The sequence below is a fragment of the Streptomyces phaeoluteigriseus genome (assembly GCF_001896135.2).
In the GTDB taxonomy this organism is placed as follows: domain Bacteria; phylum Actinomycetota; class Actinomycetes; order Streptomycetales; family Streptomycetaceae; genus Streptomyces; species Streptomyces phaeoluteigriseus.
In genome coordinates this window covers 25,756-39,012 of record NZ_MPOH02000004.1, presented here as the reverse complement: position 1 = coordinate 39,012, position 13,257 = coordinate 25,756, and the positions used below count along the sequence as shown (strand labels likewise).

The 13,257-nt window shown below is 69.5% G+C and carries 12 protein-coding genes and 2 pseudogenes; 9 read left to right on the top strand and 5 right to left on the bottom strand.

Going from position 1 to position 13,257, the window contains the following annotated elements; translation table 11 throughout:
• The first annotated feature begins 81 nt into the window (after positions 1 to 81).
• Together BM536_RS02895 and BM536_RS02890 are read left to right on the top strand one after the other, a co-directional pair.
• The gene (locus tag BM536_RS02895) at positions 82 to 1,152 is read left to right on the top strand and encodes an aldo/keto reductase (RefSeq protein WP_073496666.1); all 1,071 of its coding nucleotides are present in this window, start codon (positions 82 to 84) and stop codon (positions 1,150 to 1,152) included.
• A gap of 69 nt (positions 1,153 to 1,221) precedes the next feature.
• Positions 1,222 to 1,968 carry an SDR family oxidoreductase gene (locus BM536_RS02890; protein ID WP_073496690.1) on the top strand — a complete coding sequence of 249 codons (747 nt, stop codon included), beginning with the start codon at positions 1,222 to 1,224 and terminating at the stop codon, positions 1,966 to 1,968.
• 815 nt (positions 1,969 to 2,783) lie between these two features.
• On the opposite strand, the gene BM536_RS40175 is transcribed toward BM536_RS02890, so the two are convergent.
• From BM536_RS40175 to BM536_RS02880, 3 genes are all read right to left on the bottom strand, one after another.
• On the bottom strand, positions 2,784 to 3,002 hold the full coding sequence (locus BM536_RS40175) for a hypothetical protein (RefSeq protein WP_143650770.1): 219 nt from the start codon (positions 3,000 to 3,002) through the stop codon (positions 2,784 to 2,786).
• Positions 3,003 to 3,082: 80 nt separating this feature from the next.
• A complete protein-coding gene (locus tag BM536_RS02885) occupies positions 3,083 to 3,505 on the bottom strand; it encodes a hypothetical protein (protein WP_245873244.1) in 423 nt (140 codons plus the stop codon).
• Between the two features lie 815 nt (positions 3,506 to 4,320).
• Positions 4,321 to 4,530: a DUF6243 family protein gene (locus BM536_RS02880; protein WP_073496670.1), complete on the bottom strand. Its 210-nt coding sequence runs from the start codon at positions 4,528 to 4,530 to the stop codon at positions 4,321 to 4,323.
• Positions 4,531 to 4,739: 209 nt separating this feature from the next.
• Between BM536_RS02880 and BM536_RS42260 the strand changes: the two are divergent.
• From BM536_RS42260 to BM536_RS02870, 3 genes and pseudogenes are all read left to right on the top strand, one after another.
• Positions 4,740 to 4,847, top strand: a pseudogene (locus BM536_RS42260) (IS5 family transposase); the annotation flags it as partial.
• Positions 4,848 to 5,113: 266 nt separating this feature from the next.
• Positions 5,114 to 5,449, top strand: a complete 336-nt coding sequence (locus BM536_RS02875; protein WP_073496672.1) for an ArsR/SmtB family transcription factor — start codon at positions 5,114 to 5,116, stop codon at positions 5,447 to 5,449.
• A gap of 1 nt (position 5,450) precedes the next feature.
• Positions 5,451 to 6,167 (top strand): cation efflux transmembrane domain-containing protein, encoded by a 717-nt coding sequence (locus BM536_RS02870; protein ID WP_073496675.1) that lies wholly within the window; start codon positions 5,451 to 5,453, stop codon positions 6,165 to 6,167.
• Between the two features lie 258 nt (positions 6,168 to 6,425).
• Here the strand turns inward: BM536_RS02870 and BM536_RS40660 are convergent, their stop codons facing one another.
• Positions 6,426 to 6,578, bottom strand: coding sequence for a DUF6417 family protein (locus BM536_RS40660; RefSeq protein ID WP_158086484.1), 153 nt, complete (start codon positions 6,576 to 6,578; stop codon positions 6,426 to 6,428).
• Between the two features lie 515 nt (positions 6,579 to 7,093).
• Between BM536_RS40660 and BM536_RS02860 the strand changes: the two genes are divergently transcribed.
• The 3 genes and pseudogenes from BM536_RS02860 (at position 7,094) to BM536_RS02850 (ending at position 8,537) form a co-directional block, all read left to right on the top strand.
• A complete protein-coding gene (locus BM536_RS02860; protein ID WP_245873243.1) occupies positions 7,094 to 7,921 on the top strand; it encodes an SGNH/GDSL hydrolase family protein in 828 nt (275 codons plus the stop codon).
• Positions 7,922 to 7,989: 68 nt separating this feature from the next.
• Positions 7,990 to 8,229: pseudogene (locus BM536_RS02855) on the top strand (response regulator transcription factor); the annotation flags it as partial.
• Complete coding sequence (locus tag BM536_RS02850) at positions 8,226 to 8,537, top strand: SCO4225 family membrane protein (RefSeq protein WP_073496677.1); 312 nt, start codon at positions 8,226 to 8,228, stop codon at positions 8,535 to 8,537. The pseudogene BM536_RS02855 and the gene BM536_RS02850, both read left to right, overlap by 4 nt.
• Positions 8,538 to 8,600: 63 nt before the next feature.
• Here BM536_RS02850 and BM536_RS02845 read toward each other — a convergent pair whose 3' ends face one another.
• On the bottom strand, positions 8,601 to 8,969 hold the full coding sequence (locus BM536_RS02845; RefSeq protein WP_073496679.1) for a YbjQ family protein: 369 nt from the start codon (positions 8,967 to 8,969) through the stop codon (positions 8,601 to 8,603).
• Positions 8,970 to 10,004: 1,035 nt separating this feature from the next.
• Between BM536_RS02845 and BM536_RS02840 the strand changes: the two genes are divergently transcribed.
• A complete protein-coding gene (locus BM536_RS02840) occupies positions 10,005 to 13,148 on the top strand; it encodes an AfsR/SARP family transcriptional regulator (protein ID WP_094102470.1) in 3,144 nt (1,047 codons plus the stop codon).
• Positions 13,149 to 13,257: the final 109 nt, after the last annotated feature.

Sequence of the window (13,257 nt, the reverse complement as noted above, 5' to 3'; positions counted from 1 at the left end):
ACACCTGCCGGTCGACCGGCCCGCACCTCTCGAACGCCACGCACCACACCTAGCCACGTACCACAACCACAGGAGAACGTCATGCCACTCACTCTCGACACCTACCGGCTGCTGGGCCGTTCCGGGCTGCGGGTCTCACCGCTGGCGCTGGGCACGGCCACCTTCGGCAACGACTGGGGCTGGGGCGCCGAGCGGGAGGAGGCGCGCAAGCTCTTCGACCGCTACACCGAGCTCGGCGGCAACTTCTTCGACACCGCCAGCACCTACACCAACGGCAGTTCCGAGCGACTGCTGGGCGAGTTCACCCGCACCAACCGCTCCGAAATGGTGCTGGCGACGAAGTACTCGACGCTGCGCCAGCCCGGTGACCCCAATTCCGGGGGTACGCACCGCAAGAGCATGCTGACGTCGGTGGAAGCCAGTCTGCGGCAGCTGAACACGGACTACATCGATCTGCTCTATCTGAACGTATGGGACTTCAGGACGCCGGTGGAGGAGATCCTGCGCGGCCTGGACGACCTGGTGAGGCAGGGCAAGGTTCTGTATGTGGGGATCTCCAGCGCCCCTGCCTGGCAGGTGTCGCGCATGCAGGCGATCGCCGACCTGCGTGGCTGGTCACCGCTGGTCGCACTGGAGACGGAGTACAGCCTGATCGAGCGTACCGGGGAGCGTGATCTGATCCCCATGGCACGCGAGATGGGACTGGGTGTGGTCCCCTTCTCCCCGCTGGGCGGCGGGGTGCTCACCGGCAAGTACAGCAGGGAGGACCAGAACCCGGTGGGCCCGATCGCCGGCGAGACCGCCGGCAACCGCAAAAGCCTCAACGCCGCCCTGGGATGGGTCACCGACCGTAATCTCGCAATCGCCGATGTGGTGAAGGAGGTGGCCTCGGAGCTGGGCCACACACCTGCCCAGGTCGCACTGGCCTGGAACCTGCACTCCACGGGCGTGACGGCACCCATCATCGGCGCCCGCACCATCGCGCAACTGGAAGACAACCTGGGCGCCCTGCAGGTCGACCTCGCTCCTTCCCAACTGGCCCGCCTCGACGAGGTCAGCGCCATCGACCTCGGTAATCCGCACAGCCTGCTCGCCAGCGACCACATCCGCGCCGTCACCACAGGCCACATGAAGATCGAAAACCGCCGTTGATTCAGTTCGCGAACCACCGCATCCAGACATATCACCACGTTTTCGATGATGGAACGGAGCAACCTCGGCATGGGTAAGTACAGCGACAAGAATGTGGTGATCACGGGTGGCAGCAGCGGCATGGGGCTCGCGGTGGCGGAGCTGCTGGTGCGAGGCGGAGCCCGCGTGGTGATCACCGGCCGGTCTCAGGACACGCTCGACGCGGCGCGCAAGCGGCTCGGCGAGAATGCCGTGGCCGTCCGGAGCGATGTGGCCTCACTGCCCGACCTGGACACGCTCGCCGACCGCGTGAAGAGCGAGCTCGGCTCGATCGAGGCTCTGTTCGTCAACGCCGGAATCTCCGCCCTGACGCCCCTGGAGTCGACCACCGAGGAGGCATACGACGAACTGTTCGCGATCAACGTCAAAGGCGCCTTCTTCACCCTGCAGAAACTCGCCCCGCTGCTGAGCACGGACGCCGGCGTCGTCCTCACCACCTCGATCGCGAACGTCATCGGCTTGGTGGACACCAGCGTCTACGCGGCCGGCAAAGCGGCGCTGCGCTCGATGGCCCGCACCTTCTCCCGCGAACTGCTTCCGCGGGGTGTTCGTGTCAACGCGATCAGCCCGGGTCCCATCGACTCGGGGATTCTGGAAAGGATGAACTTGCCCGAAGAGGCCGCCGAACAGTTCAGGGCGGAGCGGACCGCGAGCAACCCCATGGGGCGTTACGGCACGGTCGAGGAGTTCGCCAAGGCGGCCGCATTCCTCGCCTTCGACGCCACGTACACCACCGGCATAGAGCTGGCCGTGGACGGCGGCGAAACCCAGCTCTGAACTCGCCCTGCCGTCCCTCCACGGGGGCTTCGGGCTTGGGCGTCCACAGCTGGCTGCACGTCCGGGGCCGGACCCGGGCCGACCTGGAGACGATCTGCAAGACCGCCCCCGGGCGCTGGAAGTCCGCCGACAGCTTGCACGCGTTGTACAGCCGACTTCCACCGCCGAACAGCGCCTCACTCAGCACGAGTTGGACGCAGGCCAGAGACACCCGGTCCAAGAAGGGGCACCTGCCGAAGCCGGGGGCGAAAGCAGGTCGAGGGCGGGCCGAGGGTGCCGGACCGGGCCGCAGCTTCTTCAGCAGGAGCGTGTGCCGTGGGTCCCAGACCCCGGCCTCGTTCCAGGCCGCGATGGGCGAGTTCCGCTACCTCGTCGAGCAGACCTTCACCCTGCTCCACTACGTCAAAAGGCTCGCTGTCCGATTGGGACGCCACACCGAACTCCACGACGTGTTCGTTCCCTGGCCCGCAGCCTCATCTGCCGGCGACGTCTCAAAAGGCCCGCAACATCCGGTTCGGGAGTGCTTACCGACGGTCTCGATGGTCTCAAGCAGCACCCGGCGTCGGTCGCGCTGCCGCGACATCGGCCGTGCGGGTGCGGGCATTGTCCACGGCAGCAGCGCGGAACGGGCGGTGGCACCCAGCAGGTGCTGAGCCGGTCGGGCCACCAGGGCGGAGACGATCCGGGCTGCGTCGTCCAGCCCCTGCTGAGCTTATGCAGCGGCCCGCTCAGGCTCGCGCTCATTGAACGGCGGCCAGCTCGATCCGGTCCATGACGTGTATCCGGTCGAACCCGGCTTCCTCGGTTCAAGGACATCAGTAGAGTGCGTGGTGGCGGCTCGGGATCGACCGGTCCCGGAGGTCGCGGGCGGAGACCGCACGGGCGTCCGTGTGTTCGGCGGCGTCGCAGTAGCTCACCCACTCCGCGATGTCGTCGCCCAAGCCGGCGGCCATCAGATTGTCGGCGGCGCCGAGATGCTTCTCGGCCTGGCGCTCGTCGCCGAGGCGCGTAGACCCGCCCCGTATGCAAGGCAACCAGCACCGTGGCCGCTGGCAGGCCGACCTTCGCTGCGGGCATGCCCAGCAGTGCAAGCGGCGAGCGCCGCGACGCCTGGTCAGACAGAGGCGAAAGCCTCCTCGGGGGCTTCGTCGAGGACGAATCCGTTGTCGAGCCGGACGCGGACCGTGACGCGGAGCATTCGTCGCTGGTAGGCGGCCCACTGCTCCTCCAAGGCCGCTACCTGCTCATCCAGTCGCTTTCTGCTCTCCGGCGGCATCTGGTGGCCGAAGTCGTCGAGGAGCGACTTGAGGCGCAGGTACTCACGGACCTCGTGGCTCTGCTGCCGGTGATGCTCGTCCACACGCTCGACAGTGCCCTCGATGCCTGCTGCCAGGGCCACAGAAGCGGCGAAGGCACCCGACTCCTCCGGGAGCTCCTCGGCTGGGGTCACCGACCCGGCCAACCGGAGATCCGCCGCCAGCCGCACCCGTTGGCCCACGTTCAGCGTCATCGATCCTTCGTCTTCCTCGTCGGTCACCGGCGATCCGGTAGACGTGGCGTGGCCAGGCGTACCGGAGAGGAGGATCATCCCACCCTCGCCTCCGGCCCCGACACATTCGAGGACCGGCGACCATCGCCTGCACACCGCACGACGGGCGAACAGGAGCCCGATACCGTCTGTCGGACCGGGCGAGAGCGGCTTGGAGAACGTCGAAGATGAAGTTCGCGTCTGCGTCGCGTCCGGTGGGTCCGTGCGGCACCTCGCAAGGACGGTCCTCGCTCAAGACACCGGTGGCGAACCCGGTTGGGAAAGTAGCATCCGGCAATCACCTCCCCCTGTTCAGGAGCGTGCCGTGGCCGCCAGGCCGGAAAGGCCCACCCCGCAGAGTCTCCAGAGCCAGTACGAGGCCCAGTTCGCCAGTCACCTCGCGGACAACCGGGAGGTGACTGGCCACCCTGTGCGCGCGTCTTGAGCAGCTCACCGCGGACGAAACCTGGCTGGTGAAGGCACTGGAGGCGGTGCCTGCCCCGGCAAGGCCGGCATCGGCGCCCAAGCGCCCCGTGGCGGTGTCTGCCCCCGGGCAAGGCCGGCATCGGCGCCCAGGCGCCCGCGGGCGACCGGTGCAGCCACAAGACGAGCCGGCCGCGGTAGCCACGAAGAAGACCACGGCCAGTAAGACCGTGGCCAAACGAGAGCGGCGGTGACGGGGCTGTGCCGAATCTGCGGCTTCCCCGGTTGGTCGGGCGAGAGCGGAGCGGGGCAGGCCGCGCCCGGTACGGCGGCAGGGCCCGGACCACGTGTCGAGGTCCGGGCCCTGCCCCGTGCTGGTGCCGCCCTGCGGCGGCGGTGTATCAGCTCTGTGCGGTGTCGTCGCCCGTCTGCCCGGCGCCCTCGGCTGCGCCTGCCTTCTCGCGCATCTTGCGCAGCAGCTCCGCCTTCTGGTCGGCGGCACTCTGGCGGTCGAGGTTGCGGTGCGGACCGTTGTTCTGCCGTTCGGCGCGGGACAGCTTCTTGCGCTGGCCGCCGCCCATACCCACGGGGTTGTTGATGTTCTTGCTCACGGGTTCTCCCGGAATGATGTGGAGTGATCTACGGATTCATCGGTGGGGGACGGGCGCGGCTACGTCGAAGGACATCAGCAGGGGCCCATCACGCTCTCACTCGTAAATCGGCGTCTGGCAGAACATGACCCAAGACGTTACCCGGTCCCGTCGGCTCCGCACACCAAATTGTTCGCCGTCGCGGCTGTCGGCCGGCCTTCGGTGAGTGCATCGATCACGGCGCCGGTCTGGGCATCGATGCCGAGGTGGTGCAGCGGCCACCGGCGAAGAGGTTCGAGCCCCTGCCCGAGCGGTGGGTCATCGAGCGGACCTTCGGCTGACTGATGCAGCACCGACGCCCTGGCCCAGGGGCTACGTGACCGCCACTTTCGCAGACGCCAGCTTCCGACCCGGACCACGACAGAACCGGACTGGACCACATCGCCCGCCGTAGGGATCGCCACCCTCCAGCCCTCACACCGGCACAGGCGCGGGCGCGGCAGGGGCACGGGCGCGGGCGCGGGCGCCGCCAGATGTCTGCAACGGGAGCACAGGCAATGATTCAAGCTTCAGTGAATTCATCTATTCATGTACTGTTGTTGGTGTGCTGACTCTCGCTGCTGACATCGAGGTGCTGGCGCGGTTCGGCCGCGCCCTCGCCGACCCGATCCGCTGCCGGATCCTCCTCTCCCTGCGCGAGGCACCGGCCCACCCCTCTGACCTCGCCGACATCCTGGAGATTTCCCGCACCCGGCTGTCGAACCACCTGGCGTGCCTGCGCGACTGCGGCCTCGTCGTCGCCGTGCCGGTGGGCCGCCGCACCCGCTACGAGCTCGCCGACGAACGCCTCGGGCACGCGCTGGACGCCCTGCGCACCGCCGTGGTCGCCGTCGAGGCCGACAGGACCTGCGGGGACGCGGACGAGAAGGGCTGCTGCTGAGATGACCGCCGATATATCCATCGGCACAGGCCTTACCCCGATCCGCAGGGATACGCTCGCCAAACGGATACGGCTACTGGTGGCGGCCACCATCACCTACAACGTCATCGAGGCGGTCGTCGCGATCACCGCCGGCACGATCGCCTCCTCCACCGCGCTGATCGGCTTCGGCCTAGACTCCGTCATCGAGGTCTCCTCCGCCGCCGCGGTCGCCTGGCAGTTCTCCGCCTCCGACCACGCCACCCGAGAGGCGCGGGAGAAGCGGACGCTGCGGATCATCGCGGTGTCGTTCTTCGCACTCGCCACGTTCGTCAGCCTCGATGCCGTCCGCGCACTGACCGGCACCGCCGAGGCCGCACGCTCCATCCCCGGCATCATCATCGCCGCCCTCTCCCTCGCGGTCATGCCGTTCCTGTCCGCCGCCCAGCGCCGGGCCGGCCGCGAACTCGGCTCGGCCAGCGCGGTCGCCGACTCCAAACAGACCCTGCTGTGCACATACTTGTCCGCCGTGCTCCTCGTCGGCCTGGTCCTCAACGCCACCCTCGGCTGGTCCTGGGCCGACCCCGTCGCCGCCCTAGCCATCGCCGCCATCGCCATCAAGGAAGGCCGCGACGCCTGGCAGGGCAAAGGCTGCTGCGCGCCCGCTGCCGCGATCCCCACCCAGCAGCAGGAGACGGACGTCTGCGACTGCCGCCCCGTCTGCGACTGCTGCGGCTGAACCGAAGCCACTGAACACGGAGGACCCCGGCGAGCGCATGGCCGGGGTCCTCCGCCGTCCGAGACCGATGACATACACCGACTGGCGGTCCAACCTCAGCGACAGGCACTACCACCAACCTTCGTCTGCCTGGGCAGCCAGGTCGGCCCCTGGACCACCTGCCAGCGCAGAACCCACCGAAAATACGGCCGCGATGGCAGCCCTCTCTGCCAGTGGTGCATGGCCCCCGTCATGCAGGCACGGGGGCAGCACCGTCCACTACACCACCACCCGTCCCCAGACCACCCGCACACGACCCACGGCGGCCAGCAAGGGGCAGCCCTCCAACGGGATGCGCGCGGCGATCTCCTTCGACAGTCCGTCCGCCTCGGCTACGACCGGGCCGCCCTCCGCGGCCACCGTCAGCAGCACCCCGAGAGCAAGGCGTACGCCTCCCCCAGCATCAGCAGAGTCGGCCGCTCCTCGTCATACACCACCGGCGCGAAGTCGATCTCATCAAGGTCACGGTGCTCGTAGTGGTCCGTGACCGGCGCAGCACCCCCAGCCCGGTCACGCACTTTTCCGGCTGCGGAGCCTCCAGGGGCGGTTTGCCGCCAGCGCCGACACGGCCGACACGCTGGCCAAGCACACCTGGTCGGTGTCGTCTTCTGTAACAGGCAGCAGCCGACTCGCGTCGGGTGAACCGGCGTACCGCAACCCACGTTGTGGTCTATCGAAGGAGCCTTCGATGCCGGGGCACACAACTTGGTGCAACACACCCATTCGATCCGAGGGCTCCGGGAGGCGGGAGCCCTCACGGTTTCCGTCCGCGCCGGAACCGCAACCGCGACACCCGGCCCGTCCAACCACCAACTCTTTCAGGGGCGTGATGACGCAGAACTCAAGGCGGCTGTCCGGCATGTGGCCGGGCAGCCGCGGTGACCGCCGTGGCAGGAGCGAGCCTCTTCTCACTCGCGGCGCCGACCCAGGCGGCCACTGACGGCCCGAACTACGTGGCCATGGGCGATTCATACGCCTCGGGAGCCGGTCTCCGGGGGGTGAAGGACGCCGAGTGTGACCGCACCACGGGCAGCTACCCCTCCATCGTCGCTGGTACGTCCGCGGGCGAGAACCGGGCATTCAAGGACGTCACGTGCAGCGGCGCCACGACGCGCAGCATCTGGAACGCCCAGGGGTCGAAGCCGCCGCAGATCAACGCGCTGACGCCGAACACGAAGCTGGTCACCCTGACCATCGGAGGCAACGACGTCGGCTTCACCAGCGTGCTCGCCACCTGCGCGCTGGTGAAGTCCTCGGATCCGAACGGCAGCCCGTGCAAGAAGTACTTCACCACCGCCAAGGACGTGCTCGGTGAGCGCATCAACACGATGGAGGGCCGCGTCCGCGATGTGATCACCGACATCAGGCGGCGCAGCCCGGACGCGAAGATCGTCGTGGTCGGATACCCGGCCCTCTTCCCCGACAACGGCGTGGGTTGCGCCGAAGTTCCGTTTGCCCAGCAGGACTTCGCCTTCCTGCGGGACACGACACTGAAGCTCAACCGCGCTCTGGCCCGTAGGGCGGCCGACGGCGGCACCGGTGTCTCCTACGCGGACACCTACAAAGCCACCATCGGGTACGACATGTGCCAGCCTCGTCAGCGCCGCTACATCGAGTCCCTGACTCCGGGCGCGGGTTCCATGGCGGCCCATCCCAACAGTTACGGCCAGTTGTTGATGTCGGTCGCGACCTTGGACCAGATCCTCAAGCCGTAGGCAGCACGGGGCGGCCCGTGCCATTCGGCACGGGCGCCTCGGCGTTCCTTTGAGCCCTTGCACCAGACATCCTCACCCTGATCTCCGCGGGACTCCCCCACACGGAGATCGCCCAGCCCCTCGGCATCACCGTTGGCACAGTGAAGTCCCACATCGAAGCACTGCTCCGCAACCTCGAACTACGCGACCGGGTCCAGGCGACGATCCTCGCCTACGACCGTGGCCTCGCCCACCCCGGCCGCCCCACTCCCCCGCCTGACAACCCACCGGACACCGGCCACCACCATCCAGGAGTCCACCCCCCATGACCGGCCCCAGTCTCTCCATCCTTCGCGGTGTACGCCGCGCCCTGGGCAACATCGCTGCCCGGGTCTACCTGGCGGCCTGTGCACTGCTGCTCGGATGGGCACTCGTAGCCGCCTCCGACGAATCCATGGCAGCTGTCATCCCCCTGTTCGCCACCATCCCGACCAGCCTCGCGTTGCTACTCGTCCTGCCCGAAGGCACCACGATGTTCCTGCTCTCCATCGTTCTCGGAGCACTGATCAACGCCGTGGTCATCGGCTGGTGCGTCCGTACGCTGCACCGTGGGAGCAACCCGGGCCCGGCATCCTGACGGCGGAGGCCGCTCGGGGCGAGCGGACAGGTCCGCTCGCCCCGAGTTCGGATGTCGCCCGTGCTAGGCGGACGGAGCCACGACCACGGCCGTTCCGTAGGCACAGACTTCGGTGCCGACGTCCTGAGCCGTGGTGACGTCGAAGCGCATGGCGAGCACGGCGTTCGCGCCGCGGGCACCGGCGGCCTCGATCAGGCGCTCCATCGCCTCGTTCCGGGTCTGCACCAGCGTCTTGGTCAGGCCCTTCAGCTCACCGCCGATCACCGACTTCAGTCCGGCGCCGAGCTGCGAGCCCAGGTTGCGGGACCGCACCGTGAGCCCGAACACCTCTCCGATGACCTCCTTCACCTCATATCCGGGCACGTCGTTGGTGGTCACGACCAGAATGTCCGAGCCCTGCGCCGGGCCTCCGGTGTAGTCGTCAATGGGCATGGAACCGCCTTAGGAATGGAAGGAGATGAACGATCGGACACCTGCCCCAACGACGCCGGTACGGTGCCGGTTCACTTCCGTCCCGTCGCGGGGAGACCCGGTGGCGGCCCGGTGCGCCGCGTACCGGGCTACATGAGGGGGCGAGGACCAGCACGACGGCGAGAGCGGCAAGGACCCCGGTGGGGAAGATCCGGGCCGCGGTGCGACAACGGTGTGCTGACTGCATGGTGCTCGAGATCTCCCGCGGCCGGAGCGGCGAGGCGAACCCCGGCCCGTGGGCGCGGAGCGTGCTCCTCCGGCATGGCCTGCCGCTGGTCGGCACGGGTCCGGGCCGTGGTCCCGTCCCGGAGGACGGCCGTGCGGCCGTCTCCACAGGCCTGCGCCCTCTAGTGACGGGACATCACCATGGACTCCCCCGATACGGCGGCGGGCCGAGGCCGGCCACGGCGCCCTGTGGGCAAGGCCGTACGCGCACGGCGCGGACACCGCAAGAACGAGACGGCGGCCGGCCTATTCGCCCGGCACCGGGGCGGGACGGCGCGGACGAGCGGACACTCCGTGTGGTCCGGCCGGTGATCGCTCGGCCGCCCCGGCGCCGGACGGCCCCGGCCGCTCGGCGGGACCGTCCGGGACGGTAGCCGCCGTCGGTGGGCCGGGACTGAGGCCTGTGAGACGTCGTGATCTTTGTGCGCTGGCCCTGCAACGGCCGGATCCCCCGTCGATCCCCCGTCGAACTGATCCCGCAGCCGCTCACCGTGCGGGCCGTACTTGCCTATCGGCAGGAACGGCTCGATCAACTTCCACTTTCGTCGGTGAGTTGCCCGCGCGTCACGACCATCTTCCTACCGGATCGTCCGAATGGCGGATCCGGTAGAAGATGGACGTGACATCACACAGGGCCTACCAGAAGGCGCTGTCCAAATGCAGAAACGTACCGCTCGGTAAGCGGCACCGCGGCGGTGGTCCGGGTTACGGTGCCCGCCGTCCACCGGTTGACGCGGGCGCGACATTTCGTGGGAAGGGACGCAGGCAGGCATGGCAGGGCTGGACAGTACCTCGGGTGAACGGCCCGCCGACCCGGTCGCGGCCGGGGAGCGCGGTGTGCGAGTCTCGGTACTGGGTCCGCTGCTCGTACATCGCGACGGTACGCCGGTGGATCCGGGGCGGCGCAAGCAACGGCTGTTGCTGATCCGGCTGCTGCTGGCCGACGGGCACGCGGTGGCCCCGGAGACCCTGTGCCAGGACCTGTGGCAAGGGCAGCCTCCGGCCTCGGCGATGCCGTCCCTGCACGCGCACGTCAGCAAACTGCGCGCGGTGCTGGAGCGACGGCGCGGCTCCGGGCGCTTCGAGACGCTGGTGAGCGAGCCGGCCGGGTACGCCCTGTGGGTGCCGTCCGAGGGCCGGGACACGGTGCGTTTCACGGAGGCGGTCGCCCGGGCCCGGCAGGAACTCGCGGACGCTCGGCCCGCGGACGCGCTGCGGACCGTCGAGCGGGCACTGGGCATGTGGCGCGGTGCCGCCCTGGCCGACGCCGCCGACCACCCGTTCGCCCGCCCGGAGGCCGCCCGCCTCGAGGACATGCGGCAGAGCGCCACCGAACTGCACGCCACCGCTCTGCTGCTGGACGGGCAGGTCACACAAGCGGTGGCCGCTGCCGAGCAGCTGGCCACCCGGCACCCGCTGCGCGAGACCGGCTGGGCCCTGCTCCTGCGCGCCTTGTATCTGGCGGGCCGTCACCCCGAAGCACTGCGGCGCTATGAGGACGTGCGCCGGCATCTCGCCGACGAACTCGGCCTCGACCCCGGGCCCGAACTGCGTGCCCTCCACCGCGGCATCCTCGACCACGACCTGCCGGCCTTCACCCTGCCGCAGCCGGCGATGGGCGCGCTCACTGCATCACCGCCACGTCGGCTGGTGCCTTCGACCGGTGACGACACCTTTTCAGCATCCGCACCGCTCACCACGGGGAGCGCGGAGCGCCCCGCACCCACCGGTGCGCAGGACCCTCCGAGCGGTCCGTCGCACCGGCCGCGCCCGGCTCAACTACCCAATGATCTGGCGGTCTTCGCCAGCCGGGAGACCGAGTCCGCCTGGGTCCTCACCGCGGGTCGCGTGCCGGAGGGTCCCGGGCCGGGCGCGGCACGCGTCGTGGTCATCGGCGGTGCTGCCGGGGTGGGTAAGACGACCTTCGCGGTTCACCACGCCCACCAGGTCGCCCACCTCTTCCCCGACGGTCAGCTCTTCGTCAACCTGTGCGGTTTCCATCCCCGCACGCCCGCGCTGGATCCCGCTCTCGTCCTGCACGGCTTCCTCACCGCGCTGGGCGTCCCCGCTCAGCGCATCCCGGAGGACACCGCCGCCCGCACCGCCCTGTTCCGCAGCACGCTGGCCGGGCGGCGCGTCCTCGTCGTTCTGGACAACGCCCGCGACGAGGAGCAGGTACGGCCCCTGCTGCCGAACGGGTCCGGCTGCCTGACGCTGGTCACCAGCCGCAGCCGGCTCGCCGGACTCGTCGCCGGCGACGGTGCGCACCCCCTGTCCCTGGCACTGCCGTCGGAGACGGAGGCCTACGAGATGCTGGCCCGCCGCCTGGGACCCGAACGCCTCGACGCCGAACGGGAAGCCACCGCCGACATCGTCCGGCTGTGCGGACGTCTGCCTCTGGCCCTGGCCGTCATCGCCTCCCGTGCCGCCCTCGACCCGGTCTTCCCCCTGAGCACCGTCGCCGACGATCTGAGGGGAACCGACGGACGCCTCGACGCCCTCACCACCTTCGATGCCGACACCGACCTGCGCGCCGTCTTCTCGTGGTCCTACCGAGCCCTGGACCAGCCCTCCGCCCGGCTCTTCCGTCTCCTCGCCCTCCACCCCGGACCCGACATCACCGCTCCCGCCGTCGCCAGTCTGGCCGCGCTCCCCCTTTCCCGAGTCCGCCGCCTGCTCGCCGAACTCACCCGGGTCCGCCTCGTCGAACAGCCCGTCCCGGGCCGCTATACCCTGCACGATCTGCTCCGTGAATACGCCACCGAACTCACCCACGACGAGGACACGCACGCCGAACGCCAGGGCGCCACCGCACGCGTCCTGGACCACTACGTCTTCACCGGCCACGCCGGCAACCGGCTGCTGAACCACGAGCCCAAGCCCGTGGCCCCCGGTCCGCTCAGCCCCGGCACCGCCCCCGAACAGCTCGGGGACTTCGAACAGGTGGCGCGCTGGTTCACCGCGGAACAGCAGGTGCTGGACCGCCTGTTCCGGACCGCCGTCGCCCAGCGCCTCGACCGCCACGTCATCACCCTGGCCCGGATACTCAAGGAGTACCTCAACCGTCACGAACGCTGGCCCGAGGCCGTCGTGGTGCTCACCGCCGCGCTGGACGCGGCCCGCCGCCGGGGCGACCGCCACGAGCAGGGTCGCTGCCTGCGCATGCTCGGCGTCATGCACGGCCAGATGGGCCACCAGGACGAGGCCATGACCCATCTGGACCGCGCTGCCGCCTGCTTCGATCCGCCCGGTGACGAGGAGACCCTCGTCGAGCAGGTCCGCACCCAGTACACCGCCTCGTACGTGCTCGGCCTGTTCGGCCGCAACGAGGAGGCCCTGGCGCGGGCGGAGCGGGCGCTGGTGCTGGCCCGGGAGACGGAGGACCCCTTGTGGATGTCCGACCCCCTGAACGCGGTGGCGAAGTACCACACACTCCTGGGTCTGCCCGAACAGGGCGTCGCCTACAGCCTGGAGGCCATCTCCGTGTTCCAGGGGCTGAACGCGCCCTGGCGGGAGGCGATGTGCTGGGACAGTCTGGGCTGCGCCTACCACGCCATCGGCCGGCATCGGGAGGCGCTGGCCTCCCACCGCCGGGCTCTGGCGGTGTTCGAGGAAGGACGCGACCGCAAACACGCCATCAGGTCGCTGACGTACATCGGCGACACCCATCTGGCCATGGGCGACCGGGCGGCCGCACGAGCGGCCTGGACCCGGGCCCTGGACGACACCGACGGACCGGAGGATGACGCGTTCGAGGGCCTGAGGGGTATACGGGCTCGGCTCGCCGCCCTGGACGCGAAAACAGCTGACGTGGCCACGGGGGACGACACCCCGGATCTCCTGGACGGCGGCCGCCAGGACGGTCTCCGGAGGCGGCTGCACGCGCCGTCCCCTGGCCAAGTGATTGACGCTTGAACCGGACCGCATTTTTTGTCGATGCGTCATTTCCTTGATACGTCGACAAGAACCCCGCTCCCACCCGCGGCACCTGCGGCCACGGGCCGGAGCGGGGAAACGCGCCGTG